The sequence below is a fragment of the Tardiphaga sp. 813_E8_N1_3 genome, from assembly GCF_051811025.1.
Taxonomy (GTDB): Bacteria; Pseudomonadota; Alphaproteobacteria; order Rhizobiales; family Xanthobacteraceae; genus Tardiphaga.
Genome location: NZ_JBPWQE010000001.1, coordinates 2,154,140 through 2,174,601, shown reverse-complemented (window position 1 = coordinate 2,174,601; position 20,462 = coordinate 2,154,140). Strand labels below are relative to the sequence as shown.

20 protein-coding genes and 1 tRNA gene are annotated in these 20,462 nt (G+C 60.2%); 8 read left to right on the top strand and 13 right to left on the bottom strand.

Features of this window, described 5'->3' with window-relative positions; all coding sequences use genetic code 11:
- Nucleotides 1-79 precede the first annotated feature (79 nt).
- From AB8A33_RS10335 to AB8A33_RS10325, 3 genes are all read left to right on the top strand, one after another.
- Nucleotides 80-170 (top strand) — tRNA-Ser (locus AB8A33_RS10335).
- Nucleotides 171-927: 757 nt separating this feature from the next.
- Nucleotides 928-1,512 carry a hypothetical protein gene (locus tag AB8A33_RS10330; protein WP_439092623.1) on the top strand — a complete coding sequence of 195 codons (585 nt, stop codon included), beginning with the start codon at nt 928-930 and terminating at the stop codon, nt 1,510-1,512.
- Nucleotides 1,513-2,310: 798 nt separating this feature from the next.
- Nucleotides 2,311-3,279, top strand: a complete 969-nt coding sequence (locus AB8A33_RS10325; protein ID WP_439092622.1) for an ABC transporter substrate-binding protein — start codon at nt 2,311-2,313, stop codon at nt 3,277-3,279.
- A gap of 137 nt (nt 3,280-3,416) precedes the next feature.
- Here AB8A33_RS10325 and AB8A33_RS10320 read toward each other — a convergent pair whose 3' ends face one another.
- On the bottom strand, nt 3,417-5,147 hold the full coding sequence (locus AB8A33_RS10320; protein ID WP_439092620.1) for a cache domain-containing protein: 1,731 nt from the start codon (nt 5,145-5,147) through the stop codon (nt 3,417-3,419).
- Between the two features lie 478 nt (nt 5,148-5,625).
- On the opposite strand from AB8A33_RS10320, the gene arr reads away from it, so the two are divergent.
- A complete protein-coding gene (gene arr / locus AB8A33_RS10315) occupies nt 5,626-6,192 on the top strand; it encodes an NAD(+)--rifampin ADP-ribosyltransferase (protein WP_439092619.1) in 567 nt (188 codons plus the stop codon).
- Nucleotides 6,193-6,493: 301 nt separating this feature from the next.
- Nucleotides 6,494-6,952 (top strand): pyridoxamine 5'-phosphate oxidase family protein, encoded by a 459-nt coding sequence (locus tag AB8A33_RS10310; protein WP_439092617.1) that lies wholly within the window; start codon nt 6,494-6,496, stop codon nt 6,950-6,952.
- A 134-nt stretch (nt 6,953-7,086) separates the two neighbouring features.
- On the opposite strand, the gene AB8A33_RS10305 is transcribed toward AB8A33_RS10310, so the two are convergent.
- Together AB8A33_RS10305 and AB8A33_RS10300 are read right to left on the bottom strand one after the other, a co-directional pair.
- Nucleotides 7,087-7,710 (bottom strand): glutathione S-transferase family protein, encoded by a 624-nt coding sequence (locus AB8A33_RS10305; RefSeq protein WP_439092616.1) that lies wholly within the window; start codon nt 7,708-7,710, stop codon nt 7,087-7,089.
- Nucleotides 7,711-8,063: 353 nt separating this feature from the next.
- Nucleotides 8,064-8,390, bottom strand: coding sequence for a hypothetical protein (locus AB8A33_RS10300; protein WP_439092615.1), 327 nt, complete (start codon nt 8,388-8,390; stop codon nt 8,064-8,066).
- A 154-nt stretch (nt 8,391-8,544) separates the two neighbouring features.
- On the opposite strand from AB8A33_RS10300, the gene AB8A33_RS10295 reads away from it, so the two are divergent.
- Nucleotides 8,545-8,937 carry an AprI/Inh family metalloprotease inhibitor gene (locus tag AB8A33_RS10295; RefSeq protein ID WP_439092614.1) on the top strand — a complete coding sequence of 131 codons (393 nt, stop codon included), beginning with the start codon at nt 8,545-8,547 and terminating at the stop codon, nt 8,935-8,937.
- 65 nt (nt 8,938-9,002) lie between these two features.
- On the opposite strand, the gene AB8A33_RS10290 is transcribed toward AB8A33_RS10295, so the two are convergent.
- The 10 genes from AB8A33_RS10290 to AB8A33_RS10245 form a co-directional block, all read right to left on the bottom strand.
- The gene (locus tag AB8A33_RS10290) at nt 9,003-9,272 is read right to left on the bottom strand and encodes a hypothetical protein (protein ID WP_439084776.1); all 270 of its coding nucleotides are present in this window, start codon (nt 9,270-9,272) and stop codon (nt 9,003-9,005) included.
- Between the two features lie 340 nt (nt 9,273-9,612).
- Nucleotides 9,613-10,230, bottom strand: coding sequence for a GNAT family N-acetyltransferase (locus AB8A33_RS10285; protein WP_439092613.1), 618 nt, complete (start codon nt 10,228-10,230; stop codon nt 9,613-9,615).
- A gap of 1,081 nt (nt 10,231-11,311) precedes the next feature.
- The gene (gatB, locus tag AB8A33_RS10280; protein ID WP_439092612.1) at nt 11,312-12,796 is read right to left on the bottom strand and encodes an Asp-tRNA(Asn)/Glu-tRNA(Gln) amidotransferase subunit GatB; all 1,485 of its coding nucleotides are present in this window, start codon (nt 12,794-12,796) and stop codon (nt 11,312-11,314) included.
- An 87-nt stretch (nt 12,797-12,883) separates the two neighbouring features.
- A complete protein-coding gene (locus AB8A33_RS10275) occupies nt 12,884-14,272 on the bottom strand; it encodes a patatin-like phospholipase family protein (protein ID WP_439092610.1) in 1,389 nt (462 codons plus the stop codon).
- Between the two features lie 202 nt (nt 14,273-14,474).
- The gene (locus AB8A33_RS10270) at nt 14,475-15,572 is read right to left on the bottom strand and encodes a sensor histidine kinase (protein ID WP_439092609.1); all 1,098 of its coding nucleotides are present in this window, start codon (nt 15,570-15,572) and stop codon (nt 14,475-14,477) included.
- 147 nt (nt 15,573-15,719) lie between these two features.
- Nucleotides 15,720-17,198 (bottom strand): Asp-tRNA(Asn)/Glu-tRNA(Gln) amidotransferase subunit GatA, encoded by a 1,479-nt coding sequence (gene gatA / locus AB8A33_RS10265; RefSeq protein ID WP_439092607.1) that lies wholly within the window; start codon nt 17,196-17,198, stop codon nt 15,720-15,722.
- Nucleotides 17,199-17,432 carry a hypothetical protein gene (locus tag AB8A33_RS10260; RefSeq protein WP_439092606.1) on the bottom strand — a complete coding sequence of 78 codons (234 nt, stop codon included), beginning with the start codon at nt 17,430-17,432 and terminating at the stop codon, nt 17,199-17,201. It lies immediately after the preceding gene.
- Between the two features lie 18 nt (nt 17,433-17,450).
- Complete coding sequence (gene gatC / locus AB8A33_RS10255; protein ID WP_439092605.1) at nt 17,451-17,738, bottom strand: Asp-tRNA(Asn)/Glu-tRNA(Gln) amidotransferase subunit GatC; 288 nt, start codon at nt 17,736-17,738, stop codon at nt 17,451-17,453.
- A gap of 91 nt (nt 17,739-17,829) precedes the next feature.
- Complete coding sequence (locus tag AB8A33_RS10250; RefSeq protein WP_439092604.1) at nt 17,830-18,906, bottom strand: NAD(P)H-dependent flavin oxidoreductase; 1,077 nt, start codon at nt 18,904-18,906, stop codon at nt 17,830-17,832.
- A gap of 148 nt (nt 18,907-19,054) precedes the next feature.
- Nucleotides 19,055-19,279 carry a hypothetical protein gene (locus AB8A33_RS10245; RefSeq protein ID WP_068732430.1) on the bottom strand — a complete coding sequence of 75 codons (225 nt, stop codon included), beginning with the start codon at nt 19,277-19,279 and terminating at the stop codon, nt 19,055-19,057.
- An 83-nt stretch (nt 19,280-19,362) separates the two neighbouring features.
- Between AB8A33_RS10245 and AB8A33_RS10240 the strand changes: the two genes are divergently transcribed.
- Nucleotides 19,363-19,920 (top strand): GNAT family N-acetyltransferase, encoded by a 558-nt coding sequence (locus AB8A33_RS10240; RefSeq protein WP_439092603.1) that lies wholly within the window; start codon nt 19,363-19,365, stop codon nt 19,918-19,920.
- Between the two features lie 47 nt (nt 19,921-19,967).
- Complete coding sequence (gene ruvX, locus AB8A33_RS10235; RefSeq protein ID WP_068732426.1) at nt 19,968-20,459, top strand: Holliday junction resolvase RuvX; 492 nt, start codon at nt 19,968-19,970, stop codon at nt 20,457-20,459.
- The last annotated feature ends 3 nt before the right edge of the window (nt 20,460-20,462 follow it).

The following is a 20,462-nucleotide window of genomic DNA, read 5'->3' as shown; positions in this document are numbered from 1 at the left end:
CGATTTCTGCGAACATGCGCTGCAGACTGCGAACTGGCGCTTGCGGCTGGCGGCGGTGTCGGGCATATGCAGCGATGATGGAGCTGTGGCCGAGTGGCTGAAGGCACCGCTTTGCTAAAGCGGCATACCTCTCAAGGGTATCGAGGGTTCGAATCCCTCCGGCTCCGCCATCACCCCTTCTAATGCATTGAAATCGCTAGATTTTATCAAAATCCAGTCTATCAGCGCACACTTCAATGCACACTCTGATCTACTCCATTCGAGCGGCTATTCCCTGAGGTTGCACCCTATGCTTCACTGACGTGAAACGCGGGCAAACGTGGACAAGGGAATCATTGCATTGGTCAGCGTCGCTATTGTCGGCGCCTCCATGCTTGGTCGGAACGACGCGCCAAAGCCTTCGGTGCCAGCAGCTCCGTATTCGGCCCCGGTCGCGCTGATCACCCCGCCCGCTCCCGTCGCAAAGCCTTCCTCGCCCTCTGCGGCCCCCTCGCCTGCGGTAACGAAGGCAATACAGACGCAACAGCCACTCTCCTTGGCGCCACCGACGGCGCCTTCGGCCCCCACACCAAGCGCGCCTCCAAGGCAGCTCCCGATGGTAGAGAAGAAGCGTGCCACAGAGGCAGTTCTCGCAGCGATCGCGGCCATCCTCGTCGCGGCCAGTCGGAGCGCCTATCACGCAGGCGGGCGACTATGCGCCTATCCTGACGATCGAATGTGCAATGGTCGCTCGTGTGTATCGTGGAGCGCCTACTCCGGCCCCGGCGGTGCAGCACCGCTTTGCTATCCGCATGACGTTTCAACAGCGAAGATCGAGCAATATCGATCCAGAACAGCGACTTGTTGAGAATGTCCGCACCCGGAAGGGCGGCTACTTCTGGTCTTAAATTTTATCCTATCTTTTCTTTAGAGCGTTGAGGAGCGAGCATGCTTGAAACGGGCGTACTTAAAGGCCTTCAGTTTTTTACAAAACTTGTCTCGGTCCTGGATTTCAACGATCGTCAAGACCGAGTTTTGATTGAACAAGCCATACAATCATTGCGGCAGATATACTTTTTTCCGTCAGATCTACTCGAATTTTTGCGGCAGATTTCAGATGGCGCCTCCGTTGATGACGATCTCGTAAGCGAACTCGTCGAGATCTACGACGACGTTCGAGCCCCGCGTATTGAGGACGCACTTAGCTTTCTTCGAAATCGACGTTTCGAGAGATCACAGAGGCTGACAATTGCGGATATGAGATCTTTCGAAGAAATCGCTAACGGCAAGATAAGTGTGCGGCAGAGCGTTCGCCGTTTTCTTCACAACTACGCCTCGCGCCCCTCTTCAACCGACTGGGCGCTAGAGGCGTCGAGGATACTCGGGCAAATTCTGCGATTGAATGACGCTATTGAGCAATCGGAAAACCAACTGAGGATCGCGATGCGAGCCCACAGAAACACAGTACCCGCACAAGGTACGCCTCGTTTAGCTAAAAAGAAAACCGCAAAAAGTCGTCCAACGAGAAGCTAAACTCGGTTCGGGCCCGCCGACGATGCCAGCGGGGCGGAGTTGCCGAAGATTGCAATGACGGTCAACCTTCGACCGGTCGGCTTGAGTGCCGTGCGCGGTTAGGACATCGGCCTGCTGTCGTATTCGCCGCCCGACACTGGAAAGTCGCCAGCATCCCAGTGCCGGTTGCCGACTTGTGTCGACTTCGTTTGATCCATCATCCTGTCGAAGCTGCCAAGGTCGTACTCCAGGTTACGGTCGCCGCTGGCGAGTCCGTCGGCGTGGATCCCGCACAGTGACGGCTCGTCGTTTTCAGTGACGCCCTCGCCACCGTGCTGCAGCTCATCGCCCTCCCGATCGTCAGCGCAGCCGTCGCCCTCTCGCTCGTCAGTGTTGCCACAGGCCCAATGCTCTTGGCTGCGGGTGACGCCACTGTCGGTGTAGCCGTTCGGGTGCCACTCGAGACAGGTCGATGCATCGCCCCTTGGTGAAACGGGCCGCGGTCATTGATTCGGACCCGCACCGACCATCCGTTGGCCTTGTTCGTTATCGGCAGAACAAAAACGCGGCGTCCCCTTGGAACGCAGTCAAGTCTCACAGCAGCACGCCTTACGACAAGTCGTCCAAGGCTCGGTGATCGGACGGAGCCGCGAGTTCGTCACGTTGCGTTACTGCTTGCAGGCAATCTTGGTTTGGGGTTGGATAAGGCAGTCAGCCGCATTCCAGTACCTAACGTAAGCTCGCAACTGATGTCAGCGAAATATGCGGGTCTCACGTGAAGCTGTCACATGACCGTTGGCTGTGCCTGAGGCAAAGCTCATGAGACGACGAGAGTTCATTGCTACTCTTGCGGGTGTTGCTGTCGCTTGGCCGGAGTTGGGATGGTCACAACAAGGGAAAACTTGGCGAATTGGGTATCTAACGCCCGGCTTCATAGTTGGCCCCGACCTCAAACTGTTTGAAGTATTCAGACAAGAGTTGAACACTCTCGGTTATGTCGAAGGCAAAAACCTCATTATCGACAAGCGACAAGCTGAGGGACAAAATGACCGCTTGCCTGCGTTGGTCAGCGAACTCATCGCACTTCGTCCCGATGTGCTTGTCGTCATTGCAACACCAGCGATAGCCGCCGCGCAGCGAGCAACGACGACCATTCCGATTGTGATGACACCAGCGACCGATCCCATTGGGTCCGGTTTTGTGAAAAGCTTTGCTCAGCCCGGAGGCAATATAACCGGTTTAGCCAACATGTACGGCGACACCACTACCAAGATTTTGGATGTAATCAGCACTATTCTTCCGTCTGCTAGAAAGATCGCGGTCTTGATGTCGTCAAATCCTACCCACGCAGGACTGTACGAGGTGTCGCGCGCAGCCGCGCACACCGTTGGATTATCAACCGTTCCCATTGTTGCGCCAACTCCAGCCGATCTGGAGCGAGCGTTTCAGGATATCGGAAACGAACTGTGTGACGTTGTGTTCGTGCTAGCCGATCCAATTCGGCTGAAGATTGTCGATCTGGCCAACGCCGTTCCAATCCCCGCAATCTATCAAATCAGCGAGTTTGTTGATGCCGGTGCGTTAGCAAGTTACGGTCCAAGCTTATCGATCATGTTCAGGCGCTCAGCGCAGTATGTAGCTGGAATATTCAAGGGCGCGGCCCCCGCTGGTATGCCAGTCGAACGACCGACCAAGTTCGAGCTGGTACTTAACCTCAAGACTGCAAAATTGCTGAACTTGTCGATACCGGAAGAGGTCATCCTTCGAGCTGATAGGGTCATTGAATGACCTGGCTATTTTCGCTCTTTGCATTTTGGGGCGTATCGACGCTTGCGCGATGTGGGCGCTATCAAACGCGGAGCGGACGTAGCGCGAACATCGCGCTTCGTCGCGAATGCCCCATAGCGGAATTGTTTTGCCGGACGTCATGATACCGCAAAAACGCCGACCGGCCTGTCGTACCCCTTGATAGACCGCTCACCGATACTGTTGACCTCGATGGCTCCTCCTACTGCGCCCGCAAGAATCGGATCGAGTAGAATCTGGGCGTCACCTGCCAAACCGCACAGGCGTGACGCTAGGTTGATGACGCTACCGATCGCCGTGTACTCGATCCGGCCTTCGTAGCCAACGGTACCCACCGTCGCCTGGCCCATCGCGATTCCGACGCCGAAACCGATTGTGTGCCCCGCGACGCGCCAGCCAGCGATGAGCGCCTGCACGGCCGCCTGCATATCGATAGCCAAACGAACACCACGCAGCGCGGGTTCATCACACTCTATGGGCGCATTGACCAAGACCATTAATCCGTCTCCGGCGAAGCCCGTGAGCGTCGCTTGGTGTCGGCTGATCACCGATCCCAGTGCCGCATAGTATTCACTAAGCACGCCCATAATAATCTCAGGGTCGGCGTGAGCCGAAAACGCCGTGAAACCTCGCAGGTCGCCAAAGATGGCAACCACTTCGCGACGCTGTCCGTCGAGCAATCCCTGGTTCCCCGGATCGTCGACAAGCTCTGCCACTTGAGGGGCCAGAAATCGCTTCAACCGATTGATGCGTTCGGACTTTTCCTTTGAGGCCGCGAGTTCTCCCGCCATATCGTTGAACCGATTGGCGAGTTGTTCTAGCTCATCACCACTAGACATCTCGATCCGGTGCTCGAATTGGCCCGCGCCAATGCGTTGCACGCCGTCCTCAAGCTGACGGATTGGTCCAGACATACGACGAGCCAACCACCAGGCGAGAGATATCGCGAAGAGCATGCCAACAACCAGCAGCGCGAGCGAGCGCCATAGAGCGGCGCGAATCGGTGCGAAAGCTTCTGTCACTGGTTGCTGCGCGATCACTGTCCAATCGACACTTGCTGTTCTGGCCGAGGTGGCAATCGCCGACCTGCCATCGGCATCGCTGCTGACCACTGCGGCTCCCTTTGCTGCAGTCACGGCGGCCTTTAACGATCCCAAGCCCTCGGAGGCGGCGTTGCCGCGCAGCACTTGGCTGATATCTGGATGAGCGATCAGCCGGCCTGAATCGTCGATTACGAAGGCATGGCCAGTCACGCCGATCTTAATTGCGGCAATCACCTCCTGGATCAATTTCAGGTTGATGTCGGCAATGGCGATTCCGGCGGCAGCACGATTGCCAGCCACCGCGATGGTCATATAGGGCTCGGAATCACGCTCATATCGCACGGGCCCGAACCAGACCTTATTGGCGTGGGCGCCCTTTACTGCCGGGTCGGACGCCATGGAGGCGCCGAGCCCTATGCGGTTCACATCCAGTCGGGAGATGAAGGCGCGCTCTCTATCCATTCCGTCAACCAATGTAATCGAAGATATCGCTGGAACTTGACGCAATAAGCGTAAAGCATCAACGCGATGGCGCTCCTCGTCGCCATCCATCCAAGGCAACTGGACGACCCAGTAAAGCTGATCGCGAATACCATCAATGAAAGTCTGGATACGTTCGGTGGCCGAGCGTGACTCGGCCTGCAACAGTTCGTTGAGGGCGGCCCGTTGACCGCGGTAACCGAACCAGGCCTCACTCGCCGCACCTAGTAATAGCGGGACTACAACAGCGATAAGCAGCGTGACGAAGTATTTTACGAACAACGAATGCCGCGGCGGTCGAAGCGGGGATGATTGATCGGTGCTCACTGGGTCACCTCGATCTTGCATCACTATCCAGTCAGACACGCTCCTGAACGCGGTTGCATCAACTCTCGCAAGGCGGCAAAGGAATGTCGAGTCAGCCTATCGAAGAATGCCATTTGGCTCTGGTTGAACAGAAAGCACACACCGCCGACGCAGATTTGGTACCGCTTAGTTAGCTACACCCAGAAAATGAGCTTGGGGCGCACTTCAAAACCCCGGAAAATTCCAGCGCTGGCTGGTATCACATTGAAATTTGTGAATTTCTCTGAGAGTTCGCTTATCCGCGCACATTTCAATGCACACTCGCCATTGCCTCATTTGCGCGCATCGTCACCAAGCGGCCATAAGCCCCGCCAATCACCGCCATTTCTACGCTGCAGTCTGATATGTCTTGAAGATCAGCGACGACAGCTATCGACCTCGTCACGGACGTTGGCACCCTTAGCTCACTGACCAGAAGCAGACTCACAAGATAAGGACGATGACCGAAGTGCTGGACGTGGGACCATTCTTTCACGGTACAATCGCGGATTTGCGCGTGGGTGATTTCCTCACCGCAGGATACCGGTCGAACTATCGTCCTGAAGTGGTGATGAACCACATCTACTTCACTGCCATTGTGGACGGTCCCGGGCTTGCCGCTGAAATCGCGGCGGAACTCACCGGAAGCGGCGCAGTCCCGCGTGTTTATCTCGTAGAGCCGACCGGGACATTCGAGAACGACCCGAACGTGACCGACAAGAAATTTCCCGGCAACCCCACTCGGTCGTATCGCAGCAGCGCACCGCTCAAGGTCACTGGCGAAATCACACATTGGACCGGATTGACGCCCGAAGCACTACAGGTGTGGAGAGAACGACTGACCGCACTGCGCTCGGACGAACGAGGCGACACGCATCTTGCGCGCGCGGGCTGCTCGGCTTTCCGCCGCAACTGCTACTACACGAGGCCTGGCTTTAGCGGCGCCAAGACTGGGCCTTTAAAGAAAACCCGCCGGGTCGCTCCGGCGGGTCTCTACCTGCTAGCGGTACTCAAACTCTCCGCTTGAGCGAATGATGCCCGGCAATCCTTAAAGAAAGATTCCCGACGCCCTCTGCGCTAGCTTGATGCTGGCTCGCTGCACCAGCCGAGCGTCGTACAGACGAATCAAGCGCATCGCTTTGCCTCCACCTGCTTGCGCCGATACTCCAACGCGGCCTTACGAGTCGCAGGATTGGCAGCGAGCCATTCCCGATCAGGCGCCCCCCGCACGCATTTATTTGCGTTCGCGCTCTGATCAACGTAGGTGATTACCTCGCGTAAGCGCTGCAATGCACCGGCGAGATCGGCAGCTTGGTTGGGGAGTACAGATGAGCGCACCTCCGGATCTTCGGCGAAAAGACCTGGTCATGACCGACGAGCGCACACGCGAGACATTGGACCGTGGGTTTTGCGGTCGCCTCGCGACGGTGGGCGCAGATGGATATCCCTATTGTCTGCCGCTGTTATATGTGTGGATGGACGACAAGATATTCGTTCACAATGCAGGCGCGCGCGGTCATCTGCGTATCAATGTAGAACAGAACAGACGTGTTTGCTTTGAGGTCGATGAGCCTGGGCAAGTCTACGCTTATGGTCGCTTCGAGTGCGATGCATCGATTTCGTATCGAAGCGTCATTGCGTTTGGTCTGGCAGATATCGTCGAAGACCGTGCGATCAAACAGCGCTTCTTTGAAAAGCTCATGGATAAGTATGAGAAGCGACCTGGGCCAACCGAAGGGCTTCTTTCCACGCCTCGATGCGATAACCCTCTATGCGATCACCATTGAGCGCATGACCGGCAAGGAAATCGCTCTACCTGATGTCTCCAGCCAGTGGCCACAGTTCGATCGTACAAAGTCGCCAGATGTGGTGCCGCCTCCGGGACGATAGTCAATCCGGGGCTCGCGCCGCGCGGCGTCGATCACTCAGCAAGCTCTTCGGCAATGGCTTTCTTCACGTTGGGACGTGCCGCCATGCGGGACCGATGTTCCATGACGCGCGGAATACTTGCCGGATCGACGCCATCTGCCTCGATCCACTGCGACAGCGTGAATAAATACGGATCGGCAATCGTATAGGTCTCGCCCATCACCCAGGGGCCTGTCAGCATCCCGCTCTCGATCAGCTTGAAGCAGCCCCCGACGGATTGCGGGACTTTGCGCTGCATGTCCGCAAACGAAGACGGTTCGTCCGCCCACCGATAGCCCCGCATGCGATGGGCGTGAGCGATATGAAGGGTCGAGCAAAGATAGCTGTTGAATGACTGCAACTGGGCAAACGCAAATGGATCGCTCAGCGGCGCGAGGTGCGCCTGCGGGAAGCTTTGCGCGATGAATGCCAGCATGGCTGGCGTTTCAGTCAGAACGCCATGTGGCGTCACCATTGCCGGAACCCGCCCCTTTGCGTTGACCGCGAGATAGGCGGGTGACTGCTGCTCATTTTTGCTGAAGTTGATCCGCTTCAGTTCGTACTTCGCCCCGGCGTCTTCCAGCGCGATGTGCGAGGCGAGCGAACATGTGTGCGCGGCATAGTAGAGGGTGAACATGTGTCAGACATCCGTGTCGGCCAATGCGATCATTGCTTGTGGCCAGACTGTCCGTAAAGGGTCAACAGCGCCGTTGTGGCGCCTACCCCTCGGATTTTTCGGCGCCCTGTCTAACTAAAGCTTTGGAGATCCATAGAGACCGCAGGGGCATCGGAAACCGTCCCCTGTAGGTGCAGCGCCAGATCGCAGGCAGTCGTATATTCTGCTGTTCTGGGGTGCTTGTTGTCCGGCATTGAGCAATATTGCTCATCATCGCCGTTCGCGATCCGTCGTCACCTTCCACGACGGCATGCAGCCCCTCCCCAGACGACGCTCGCGGTCGCCGCCGGGTCATCACATCGTGGATAACGGCGCTACCAGGTCTGGTTCCGCGAATTATCTCCAACGCCGTAGCCGTAGCCGGGATAGGACTGCGATACACCGCCTGCCCCACCCATATAGCTGCCTCCGCCGACATAGCTGCCATAGGCATCACGCGGAGATGTGCGCCTCACCTGCCGGTTCTTGCGTGCCGCACTGATATCGGTGGATGTGACAGCAGCGGGCGCGCTGATCGATTGCGGATATACGGGGGCCGATGCAGCAACTGCAGGCTGGGCGGCGCCGATGGCAATACCCACCAGCGTCGCAAGGCCGCCGGCGCGGATAATCGATGGGAGCGTGAGTTTCTTCGTCGACATGGCATTGTCCTTTTTTGTCGCGCGGCCTATCGGCCCCGCTGTGCAAGCGACGAGACAGACATTGGGACGCACATGCCGGTTACAACCGCGATACTCGTAACAAGGCCGTGACGTGGCTACGGTACATTTGGAAACATGCGAGGGAGTGCGCGATATGAAATGGGCCGCCGTGATTGCCGCCGGGATGACGATCTCATCTGCCGCATCGGGGCAGACCCTCAAGCTGATGGACCTCAAGGAGGCCGATCCGGCGATGCTCAAGGATATCTACGGAGCCTGGGAGCTGCAGGACGTCAAGGGCAGGAAACGCTGCCGCGTCGTTTTGAAGAGCGAAAGCACCATCGGCGGCTCACAGATCGACGTCGCCAAGGACTGCGCCAAGACATTCCCCCTCATGGACGAAATCGCGGCGTGGCGGCTCTATGAAGGATGGACGATCGGCTTTGCCGACGCGACCCGCAAACTGCGCATCCGCTTCTCGACGCCGGACAACCGCTATGTGGCGGAGCCGGAAACCGACGGCATCTTCACCATCGTCAAGAAGTAGCGGCTCATCGCGCTTCCCCGGCGGGCATCGCGCCTGCCGAACCACCGCGAAAACGCGCAGTCGGATTAGTGGATCGTCGACAGCCAGGCGCGGGCATCACGCTGCGCGGCAGCGATCTCGACATCCGACATCATCTCGGCCACTTCGCGGCGCATCGGAATGGCATCGACCCGGCCCTTGAGGGCAGCGAGGTTGAACCACTTGTGCGCGGCGACGAGGTCCACGATCCCCGAGCGGCCCGAGGCCCAGTACAGACCGCGCTCGAACAGCACGTCCTGGATGGCGGTCTCTGCGATCGGCATCGCAGCTTCAAAATCGATCTGTCCCTGAAACATCGGTCATTCCTTTTTTTGCTTTTGCCGCCCCCAACCGAGCGCGGCTCCCGTCCGTGATTTGATGCAATCCCAACCGCCGTTTGCCGGCTTGTTGGGATCAATATGACCGATCAAATTTGAAGAGCAGTTTAAGTATCGGGATGAACGAAATCTGAAGAGCCGAAGTCTGAATCGGCCCGTCCGCGGCCAGAAACCCAGTATTTATGCGGGTTTTCTGCATTTTCGCGGAATTCGGTTTACCCTGCCGCTTGGTGATGCCGTAACCATCGCAGCAGCGTCGATGACGATGGACGTTAAGGGCTGCGAACAGGCAGGCACCTGCCCCAGCCAATAATGGCCGCTAGCCAGTGATGCGGCGCCCCATCCAGATGGTGCGTGACGTCTCGCTCGCTGTGGCTAATGGAAGGAATCCTTGTCGCTTCCAAAATATCAGCGCTGCCGCATTCGCGTGATTGACCCCCACGTGAATGCCCTTGGCATCCCGCGTGCTCGCGAGCTCCAGCCACACGGCAAGCAACCTGACGCCCACACCCCGGCGCCGCAGTCGTGGCAGAAGGTTGAGATGAACATGCGCTGGATAGTCGCGCACAACATCAGCTGGCGCGTGCTCCGGATGATGGATCATAGCATGACGCCGCTCATCGATCGTCCAGCCTTCCGGCGCGCTGCTGGGATAGGCGTATCGTCGGCGCAGACCTGGCCACCAAACCTGCTCAAGCCGGCTTTCCCAGATCACCGTATCGATCGTGCCGACCACAAAACCACCAACGCCGTCGTCGTCCTCCACGACAAAAGCAAGATCCGGCTGGAGCGAGGCGTACGGGGCTGAGTAGATGTGGCCGACGAGCTGGCCGTCCTCGTAGAGATGGGACGCGTCACCACCTGCGTGGCCGGTAGCGAGCGATATCGCATAGAGCGCCGCAAGGTCGCGGGGTTCAAAAGGGCGAAACAGCAGCATCGGCACACTCTAGCAGAAGAGCCGGCGCACCATTATCACCTTGAGCAAACGAAAGATTTTCGGGATTAGGGAATTCAGGCGCCGGGGATGAACCGCACCGGCAAAACGAGGGCGTCGGCAACACGTCAGGATCAAATCTCATGTGGCCGAAGCCACCGATGAAATTGCGGACCAATGATCCGCACCGAATAAAGAACGCCAATCACGGAATGACCGGCTTCTTTGCCGGACCGGTTCTCGGGAAGAGCAAGCTCTGCCCGGGTCACGATCCAGCCGTTTGACCTGATGTCTCGCCGACACCCTCTTTCGTCAACCAGGGCTGCGCTCAACATCCGCTTCGAGAAGCAAATCGTCGCCGAGGCCCTTGTGACGTCGCCGGCGTTGCCGCCGGCAGGATCGCAGAAGAAGTTACTTCTTCTTGGCGACCTTCTTGGTCTTCTTCGCGGTCTTCTTCACAGCGCTCTTCGCTGCCTTCTTGACGGTCTTCTTGACTGCCTTCTTCGTAGCTTTCTTGGCCATGTTGCCCTCCAATAAAGAGATGACTTGATCGCTGCGTGCACTCGGGAATCGAAATGCACTTCATCCCGAATACACCAACGATTTCAAAAGAACAGTCTCCCGCTTAAGGAAGTGTTGATGAGCGCAACGCGCCACTTCCCCCACGGGCCCAGTCACAACTTGAAATCCGGCACGCGAGGCGACGCGAGAAACGCCCGGAAACGCTGCGTCCACAAATGTCAAGATTGCAGAAAGTACTTATTTTTTCCGGGCGCCCGCAATTCGTACTATCAAACAACTACACAAACTTTTGCCGCTCCCACGCGTGAGTCGGGCGCTGAAAACGGGCGCGAGGGACTCTGAGTCGGTATTTTTGGCAATGAAAATATTTTTTCAGAAAACGCGTTCGCGACTTATCGGTGCTGGCCACAACCGCACTTTTTGTCGGCTGACACCACGCCGATTCGCGATCTGATTCCGCGCGCGCGACCGTTCATCGCGCAGGTTACGACGCGCCAGCGAGGTCCACCAAAACGAAAACGGCGCCGCGCGAGGCGGCGCCGTCGTGATCGAATAGCGATCGTCAGATGCCGAGCTTGCTCTTGAGGAGGTCGTTGACGACCTGCGGATTGGCTTTACCGCCCGAGGACTTCATCACCTGGCCGACGAACCAGCCCATCAGCGCAGGCTTCGCCTGCGCCTGCGTGACCTTGTCCGGATTGGCTGCGATGATGTCGTCGACCACCTTCTCGATGGCGCCAGTGTCCGTCACCTGCTTCATGCCGCGCTCTTCGACGAGCGCGCGCGGATCACCGCCTTCCGTCCAGACGATCTCGAACAGATCCTTGGCGATCTTGCCGGAGATCACGCCTGCGCCGATCAGGTCGACGATGGCGGCCATCTGCGCCGCCGACACCGGTGACGACGAGATGTCCTGGCCTTCCTTGTTGAGGCGCCCGAACAGCTCATTGATCACCCAGTTGGCGGCGAGCTTGCCGTCGCGCGCCTTGTCGGCAAGCCCGGCGAGCGTCGTCTCGAAGAACTCAGCGCTCTCGCGCTCAGTGACGAGCACGCTGGCATCATAGGGCGACAGGCCGAACGCGCTGATGAAACGCGCCTTCTTCTCGTCCGGCAGTTCCGGCAGTTCGGCCTTCAGCGCGGCGACATACTCTTCGCTGAATTCCAGCGGCAGCAGGTCGGGATCCGGGAAATAGCGGTAGTCATGCGCCTCTTCCTTGGAGCGCATCGACCGGGTCTCACCCTTGTTGGGATCGTAGAGCCGCGTCTCCTGATCGATCACCCCGCCATCCTCGAGGATTCCGATCTGGCGCCGGGCTTCATAGTCGATGGCTTGGCCGATGAAGCGGATCGAATTGACGTTCTTGATCTCGCAGCGGGTGCCAAGCGCATCACCGGGCTTGCGGACCGAGACGTTGCAGTCGGCGCGCAGGTTGCCCTTCTCCATGTCGCCGTCGCAGGTGCCGAGATAGCGCAGGATGGTGCGCAGCTTCGACACATAGGCCTGCGCCTGCTCGGATGAACGCATGTCCGGCTTGGAGACGATCTCCATCAGCGCGACGCCGGAACGGTTGAGATCGACCGAGGTGCTCGACGGATTGCGGTCATGCACCAGCTTGCCGGCATCCTGTTCGAGATGCAGGCGCTCGATGCCGACGGTAATGGTCTCCCCGTCGGACAGTTCGATCGTGACCTCGCCCTCGCCGACGATCGGCGACTTGTACTGGCTGATCTGGTAGCCCTGCGGCAGGTCCGGATAGAAGTAGTTCTTGCGGTCGAAGGTCGAGCGCCGGTTGATCTGCGCTTTCAGGCCGAGCCCGGTGCGGACGGCCTGCTTCACGCATTCCTCGTTGATGACCGGCAGCATGCCCGGCATCGCCGCATCGACGAGGGACACATGGCTGTTTGGCGCGCCACCGAACTCCGTGGACGAACCGGAGAACAGCTTGGCGTGAGAATTGACCTGGGCGTGGATCTCCAGACCGATGACCATTTCCCAGTCGCCGGTGGCGCCCTTGATGAGCTTCGAAGGTTTGACAGGTGCGTTCATGGAGCGGTTTCTACCGCGACCGCGGGCGCGGGAAAACCCCCAGTGAGGCTTTCCAGCGTCGCTTCCAGGGCATTTGCCCCTATCCGATCAGATGCCCGAAGCGAAGGCCCTGAACACGGAGCTGGCACGCAAGGTCTCGCGACCGGCGAGGATCAAGTCATCGACCTGCCCCTGCGGCAGCTGGAAACGCGTCGGAACGGCTTCGAGCACTGCGGCACGCGCCGGATCTAGCTGATCGAAGCCGAGCCGGCCGACGAAGAGCTGCAGATCGGTGCAGCGCCAGCCGGGCCGCGCGCCATAACGGGCACGCTCTGCCGCCGACAGACCGCAGCGCCACTTGATCAGCGACGATTGCCAGTCCTTCATGGTTCGGTCGAATGCGGTGTAGCTGGAGCCGATGCTCGCATCCATAGTGGTGTCCACCGCAGCCTTGATCAGATCGACGCCTTCAGGCCCTTCCACCGTATTGATCCAGTTGCCGGAGAGACCGACTTTGGAATCCACCACCATAAATATCCCGCGGCGCAGCCGGACCGCCTGCTGCGGTGTCATCGGGCCATAGGGTGTCTCGGAGGATTCGCGCACGATGGTCAGCGCAGAGACGCCGTAATTGTCGACCAGGCCGCCATCCATCAGCTTGATGTAAGGCACCGCGCCGTCGCGGTAACGCATCACTGCCTTGGAATAGGCACTCAACATCGGCGACGCATTGCGGTTCGCGGCTGCGCGCGCGACCCAAGCCGGCAGCGGCTCGTTGCATGTGCCGGGGAAGGCCTGCACCACGGCCGGCGCAAAGGCGAGCGGCACCGCGGCCGACGCAGCCACGGCGCCCGACAGCGGATACTTGCTGAGATCGCTGCAGATCGCGGCGAAGGCCGTGTTGTCGAACACGAACGGCACGCGGTTATAGATATCCGAGGCGTTGATCCAGACCCGTGGCGAACCGCTATTTCGCAGGCTGCCAAAAGTCGCATTTTGGAACAGGTTGGCGTCGAGCCAACTGGTGAAGCCCTTGGAGTCATTGATGCCGCCGCCCAAGGCACGGCCGATAGTACCTAGCGACAACTGTGTGGTCAGTCCGGCCTCGGCATTCTGCAGCAGGAAACGTTCACGGAAGTCCGACAGCGCCGCGCGCTTCTTGAGGCCGAAATAGGCGGCGGTCACCGATCCGCCGGAGACGCCGGACAGAAAATCGATGCGTTCCAGCATGGTGTCGGATGCACCGCGCATGCGGATGCTGCCAAGCTCCTCCAGCACGCCAAACGAGAATGCCGCGGCGCGAGTGCCGCCGCCGGAGAACGAAAATCCGATCAGCAGGTCGTCCTGCTCGGCAGCATCCTTGAAAACGGCGTCGAGATTGGGATCGAGGGAGGCGCCGGCCAGCGGCACGTTGGCGGGAAGGTTGTAGACCGACGTACAGCCCAGCAGCAGCGCACAGGTCGTGACCACGACACCGATCGAACGCAACGCACTCATCACTTCTCTACCGATCCCACAAGACGGCCGCACCAAACGGCACGGACCGCGTCCGGACGGTCCCCAATCCGGAATCTCAATCAGATATTACCGTAAAGCGTTGCAATTCGATGCAAACTGACGATCCGGCACCAATCGCGCCAGCAACGTGGCTAATGAATGGTGAAACAAGGTGCGCGCCAAAATGGCGCGGCCCCAATCCTCAGTTCGGCTGACTGCCCGGTGCGGCATCAAATACCAGCGTGAACCAGCTGCCCTGCCCGCGAATGCTCTCGGCATTGAACTTCACGTTCGGCGCATTCTCCTTGAGCGTCTGCAGGATCAGCGCGCCAAGCTTGCGCGGCGACGGCCACTCCTGGCCTTCACCAAGGCCGATGCCGTCATCGGCGACAACCACCGTGACGTGGCCGCCTTCCAGCTTGCAGATCAGTTTGATCTGACCGCCGGCACGGCCGATGAAGGCATATTTCAGCGCGTTGGTCAGCATCTCGTTGACCAACAGTCCCGCCGGCATCGCGATATTGATCGACATCGGGCAATAGCCGACCTGCAGGTCGAGCGTGATATCCGCCGTCGCGCTGGCAGCCATCACCGCATTGGCGATATCGGCGAGATACTGTCCGAGATCGATATCGGCTGCGGCATTCTCGTCGGACAGCGTCCGGTACAAAACCGTCAGCGCATCGATACGGCTGGCGAGCCGCGCGAGCGCCACCGCCTCGCCTTCTGCCGCCGAGCGGGCTTCGAGCCGCACCAGCGCCGTGATGAGCTGCAGATTGTTCTTCACCCGGTGCTGCAGCTCGCGCATCAGCATGTCGCGGTCGCGTATCTGGTTTTCGAATTGCTCGATCTGCGCACGCTCGCGGCCGCCGACATCGACAAGAGCAGCTATCCGGAAATTCTCGATGCCGTCGTCGCTCTCGATCACCGAGGCATAGGCTTGCACGATCACCAGCCGTTCCAGCGGTAGCGACGGCCGGAACACGCCGATGAAATCCTCGCCGTCGCGGATCGCCTCGCCGAGTGTCTGGCTCTGATTGTCTTCGTTGAGAAAGCCGTCGAGGCAGGTCCAGCTCTGGCCTTCGACATCGGCCGGCGCCATTGCCATCAGTTGCTCGAAGGCCCTGTTGATGTAGACAACCTGCTGTTCGCTGCCCAAGCCGCGCGAGATGGCGAGCGCAACGGGAACATGATCCAGCAGATGCTTGTAGCGATCGTTCTCGATCGCCTTTGCAAGCTTCGGGGAACCCAGAATCTGGTCGACCTGTTGGGAAGGCGGAAGCCCGTCGTCGGTGCTCATGCACGGTCCATGCTCATGGACAAACCATGACCAAGTGCACCGCAAAACGCAACGTCAAACGCGCAACACCCTAAAGCGTTCTCAAGCGAGGTGGCTGCTGGTTCGCGTAAAGAAAACGCGCCACACAAGAGCTCCAGGCAGATGATGTCAGGCCCACCACTTGGGCGGCGTGAAACGCCCCGATGCCTGCTCGATGGTTTCGCCGAGCGAGAACAGCGTCTCCTCATCGAACGGACGGCCGATCAGCTGCAATCCGAGCGGCAATCCCTGCGCATCCTTGCCGGCGGGAACCGCGATGCCCGGCAGGCCGGCCATGTTCACCGTCACAGTGAAGATGTCGTTGAGATACATCTCGATCGGATCGGCGCCGCCCTTTTCGCCGATGCCGAATGCCGCCGACGGCGTCGCCGGCGTCAGGATGGCGTGAATGCCCTTGGCGAAGCACTCCTCGAAGTCGCGCTTGATCAGCGTACGCACCTTCTGCGCGCGCAGATAATAGGCGTCGTAATAGCCGGCCGAGAGAACGTAAGTCCCGATCATGACGCGGCGGCGCACTTCCGCACCAAAGCCTTCAGCGCGGGTATTTTCATACATGTCGTTGATGCCGCGGCCGGGCACGCGCAAGCCGTAGCGCACGCCGTCATAGCGCGCGAGGTTCGACGAGGCTTCGGCGGGCGCCACGATGTAATAGGCCGGCAGCGCGTATTTGGTGTGCGGCAACGACACGTCGACGAGTTCGGCACCGGCGGCCTTGAGCTGCGCAGCGCCTTCCGACCAAAGCTTTTCGATCTCGGCCGGCATGCCATCGATGCGATACTCCTTGGGAATGCCGATCTTCATGCCCTTCACGGACTTGCCGATCGCCGCCTCGTAGTCAGGCACGTCGCGGTCCACGGACGTCGAGTCTTTCGGATCGTAGCCGGCCATCGAGCGCATCAGGATCGCGGTATCGCGCACGGTGCGCGCAATCGGGCCGGCCTGGTCGAGCGAGGACGCGAAAGCGACCGTGCCCCAGCGCGAGCAGCGGCCATAGGTCGGCTTCATGCCGACGATGCCGGCGAACGCCGCGGGCTGGCGGATCGAACCGCCGGTGTCGGTCGCGGTGGCGCCAAGGCAAAGACCTGCGGCAACGGCCGAAGCCGAACCACCGGACGAGCCGCCCGGCACCAGATTGGCGTCGGAGCCTTCGCGGCGCCACGGATTGATCACCGGACCAAAGAACGAGGTTTCGTTCGCCGAGCCCATCGCGAATTCGTCATTGTTGAGCTTGCCGAGCATAACCGCACCGTCACGCCACAGCTGCGCGGTCACGGTCGACTCGTAAGACGGCACGAAATTGCCGAGGATCTTCGAACATGCGGTGGTGCGCACGTCCTTGGTCGCGAACAGATCCTTGATGCCCAGCGGCACGCCCCCGAGCCAGCCGCCCTCGCCCTTGGCGAGTTTCGCGTCGGCCGCCTGCGCCATGGCGCGTGCCTGTTCCGGCGTCTCCAGCACATAGGCGTTCAGCACGCGCGCGGCTTCCATCGCCTTGAGATGCGCATCGGTCAGTTCAACTGACGTGAAGGATTTGGTCGCAAGGCCGTCACGCGCCTCGGCGAGTGTCAGCGACGTCAGATCTGTCATCTATTTATTGACCGGGCTGCAGAAGAAGGGAGAGAGCGTCTTGTCGTTTTCAGGTGCGTCTTTTTTGAACGAGCTGCGGCGGAGCTTGTCCTCGGCTTCCTGAGCAGCCTGAACCTTGTCGAGGATGGCATCCATCGCCGCGTCGACGTCCTTGACCTTCCCCTGACGCTCCATCTCGTCGAGGTAGTCCATATAGAGCTGATAGGACTTTTCATCGTCGCAAAGCAGGCACATGGCCGTCTCCTGTGTCGATTACTCGACGACTTTCGGCACCAGGAAGAAATGATCTTCGGACTCCGGCGCATTCGCCGTCACCGCGTCGACGATCTCGCCGTCAGTGACGACATCGGCGCGCTTCTTCATTTCCATCGGCATCACCGAGGTCATCGGCTCGATGCCATCGACATTCACTTCCTGCAGCTGCTCCACGAAAGCCAGCATTGCGTTCAGCTCGCCCTGCAGATGAGGAACCTCGGCGTCTGTGACCGCGATCCGCGCAAGGTGCGCGATCCGGCGAACGGTGGCGGCGTCGACTGACATCTATATAGGCCTCAAGGCGAAATCTGCCCGCCGTATAGCAGACGGAGGTTTCGCGCCGCAACCGGCGGACGCCTCCGCCCTGTTTGGCGCCCTAGCCCCGCAATTCAGCCATCCGCGCCAATGCGGCCGCCGCCAGCGACCGCGTCAGCTCTGCCGCAGGCCGTTCGCTGCCCATTCCGACCGATTGCCCGGCCCAGAGATTGGTAAAATCGGTCCGTCCGAGCTTCTCGGCAGCGGCTTTCAGCGGCCCCAGCGCGGTCGCCGAATGCGGGAACGCCGGCGCATCGGGCGAGACCGGCCCGACCTCGCGCATCACGCGGTTGATGACGCCCCGGGCCGGACGGCCGGTCATGACATTGGTGATGACTGTGGAGGCATCCGACGCCCCGGCCAGGGCTGCACGACCCGGCCCGTTCACCTTGGATTCCGGCGTACGCAGATAGGCGGTACCAATCTGCACACCGGCCGCGCCGAGCGCAAAGGCTGCCGCGATTCCGCGCCCATCGGCGATGCCGCCCGCCGCGATCACCGGCACCTTTACCGCATCGACCACCTGCGGCAGCAGCGCGAACAGGCCGGGCTGGGTTGCGATATCCTCGGTCAGGAACATGCCGCGATGACCGCCAGCCTCCGCGCCCTGCGCGATGACCGCGTCGACGCCACGCTCTTCGAGCCAGACGGCTTCCTTGACGATGGTCGCAGAGGCGATGACCCGACAGCCGGCTGCCTTGATGCGCTTCAAGAGCGCCGGGTCCGGCAACCCGAAGTGAAAGCTGACCACTTTCGGCTTCAGCTCTTCCACCAGCGCGCACATCGCCTCGTCAAACGGCGCGCGGTTGGCTGCATTGATGTCTGCATTCGGATCGAGCCCGAATTCGGTGTAATAGGACGACAGCCGCTTGCGCCAGTTGGCCTCGCGCGCCGGATCAGCGTCCACCGCCGTGTGGCAGAAGTAATTCATGTTGACCGGCGCGGAGACGCGCTGGCGCACGATATTGATCTGCTCGCGGGCTTTCTCCGGCGAGATCATCGCGCATGGCAGCGAGGCCAGCGCGCCGCCCTCCGCTGCGCCGATCATGATGTCGGCATCCTGCACGCCGGCCATCGGCGCCTGCACGATGGGAAATTCGGTGCCGAAAAGGTCGATCAGTCGGCGGTCGGGCCACATGGGGGATCTCCGGATTCTTGCGACAATCTTGCGGCAATGCCTCTGAATCCAGCGGCAAAGCAGTGACGATCTTGAGACAAACGTGAGGAAATGGCACGCGCATCATTGCCGAGCCATGCTCAGGCTAACACGGCCGCACCCGCGCGAGCTATGCGGTTGCGCGGGGGATGAGCATCCACTTGCGCAGCGCCACGCCGGCCCAGATCGCCTCCACCAGCCCGAACGGCCAGGCGCCCTGCAGGAAGCCATAGAGCGATCCGAGCCCGCAGGCGCCGGCAAAGGCCAGCGTGAACCACGGACTGCGCGCTTCCAGCGCGTAACAGACCAGCATGGCGCTGACTGCAAACAATCCAAACAGGCTGAGGGCGTCCATAGATCGGGCTCGTGACGTAAGACGCAGAAACGCGGGAACGATGCTACCTTGCCGCAAATCACCACCGATGTGAAACGCGACCGATGACCGCTGCCATTCCCGAGCTGACGACGCCGCGCCTGATCCTGCGCCCGCTGAGCCTGGATGATGCCGATGCCGTGCAAAGGCTTTTCCCGCAGATGGAGGTGGTGCGTTTCCTGGCCAGCCGCGTGCCATGGCCCTACCCGGCTGATGGCGCCTTCACTTTCCTGCGCGATGTCGTGCTGCCAGGTATGGAGCGTGGCACCGAATGGCACTGGTCGATCCGCCTGAAGACCGCACCGGATCAGCTGATCGGTATGATCAATGTCAGAGACAGCAGTGACGAAAACCGCGGCTTCTGGCTCGATCCCGCCTGGCACGGACAAGGGCTGATGACCGAGGCCAGCGACGCCGTGACCGATTACTGGTTCGACACCCTGCAGCGGCCTGTGTTGCGCGTCATCAAGGCCATCGCCAACACCGCATCGCGCCGGATTTCCGAAACGTCCGGCATGCGCGTGATCGCCTCCGAGGATCGCGATTACGTCTCCGGCCGTTGGCCCTCGGAAATCTGGGAAATGACCGCCGAGGAATGGCGCAGCCGCCGTCCGCCCCGATAATTGCGGCGCAGCGTTTGATCTGATGGCTCCGCGTGTTATGCGGGGCCATGCCTGCAGTCATCCTTCCCCTCGTCGAAGCCGCCGCACATCTGCCCGCCCGTGGCGCGCTGATCGGTCTCGATCTCGGCACCAAGACCATCGGCGTCGCGGTGTCCGATCCGGACCGTCGCCTCGCCACCGGCATTGAGACTGTCGAGCGCACCGCTTTCAAGGCGGATGCTGCGCGCCTGATCAAGCTGGCCGGCGAGCGCAACATCTGTGGCTTCGTGCTTGGCCTGCCCATCAATATGGACGGCAGCGAAGGCCCGCGGGCACAATCGACCCGTGCCTTCGCGCGCAACTTCTCGAAACTGACTGAATTGCCAATCGCCTTCTGGGACGAGCGGCTCTCCACATCTGCGGTCGAGCGCGAACTGATCGCCAATGATGTCAGCCGCGCCAAACGCGCCAAGGTCATCGACGAACATGCCGCGATCTTCATTCTTCAGGGCGCGCTAGATCGCCTCGCCGCCTTGCTGCGCACGCCGGATATTCGTTGACCC

Coding starts and splice junctions, on each gene's coding strand:
- AB8A33_RS10250 (WP_439092604.1), bottom strand. CDS start 18,906: ATGTGGCCCGACCGCCGACTGATCGACCTTTTCGGCACCGAATTTCCC.
- AB8A33_RS10330 (WP_439092623.1), top strand. CDS start 928: ATGCTTGAAACGGGCGTACTTAAAGGCCTTCAGTTTTTTACAAAACTT.
- AB8A33_RS10285 (WP_439092613.1), bottom strand. CDS start 10,230: ATGCTGCTGTTTCGCCCTTTTGAACCCCGCGACCTTGCGGCGCTCTAT.
- AB8A33_RS10310 (WP_439092617.1), top strand. CDS start 6,494: ATGAGCGCACCTCCGGATCTTCGGCGAAAAGACCTGGTCATGACCGAC.
- arr (WP_439092619.1), top strand. CDS start 5,626: ATGACCGAAGTGCTGGACGTGGGACCATTCTTTCACGGTACAATCGCG.
- AB8A33_RS10270 (WP_439092609.1), bottom strand. CDS start 15,572: ATGAGCACCGACGACGGGCTTCCGCCTTCCCAACAGGTCGACCAGATT.
- gatA (WP_439092607.1), bottom strand. CDS start 17,198: ATGACAGATCTGACGTCGCTGACACTCGCCGAGGCGCGTGACGGCCTT.
- ruvX (WP_068732426.1), top strand. CDS start 19,968: ATGCCTGCAGTCATCCTTCCCCTCGTCGAAGCCGCCGCACATCTGCCC.
- AB8A33_RS10275 (WP_439092610.1), bottom strand. CDS start 14,272: ATGAGTGCGTTGCGTTCGATCGGTGTCGTGGTCACGACCTGTGCGCTG.
- AB8A33_RS10325 (WP_439092622.1), top strand. CDS start 2,311: ATGAGACGACGAGAGTTCATTGCTACTCTTGCGGGTGTTGCTGTCGCT.
- AB8A33_RS10305 (WP_439092616.1), bottom strand. CDS start 7,710: ATGTTCACCCTCTACTATGCCGCGCACACATGTTCGCTCGCCTCGCAC.
- gatB (WP_439092612.1), bottom strand. CDS start 12,796: ATGAACGCACCTGTCAAACCTTCGAAGCTCATCAAGGGCGCCACCGGC.
- AB8A33_RS10245 (WP_068732430.1), bottom strand. CDS start 19,279: ATGGACGCCCTCAGCCTGTTTGGATTGTTTGCAGTCAGCGCCATGCTG.
- AB8A33_RS10260 (WP_439092606.1), bottom strand. CDS start 17,432: ATGTGCCTGCTTTGCGACGATGAAAAGTCCTATCAGCTCTATATGGAC.
- AB8A33_RS10295 (WP_439092614.1), top strand. CDS start 8,545: ATGAAATGGGCCGCCGTGATTGCCGCCGGGATGACGATCTCATCTGCC.
- gatC (WP_439092605.1), bottom strand. CDS start 17,738: ATGTCAGTCGACGCCGCCACCGTTCGCCGGATCGCGCACCTTGCGCGG.
- AB8A33_RS10290 (WP_439084776.1), bottom strand. CDS start 9,272: ATGTTTCAGGGACAGATCGATTTTGAAGCTGCGATGCCGATCGCAGAG.
- AB8A33_RS10300 (WP_439092615.1), bottom strand. CDS start 8,390: ATGTCGACGAAGAAACTCACGCTCCCATCGATTATCCGCGCCGGCGGC.
- AB8A33_RS10240 (WP_439092603.1), top strand. CDS start 19,363: ATGACCGCTGCCATTCCCGAGCTGACGACGCCGCGCCTGATCCTGCGC.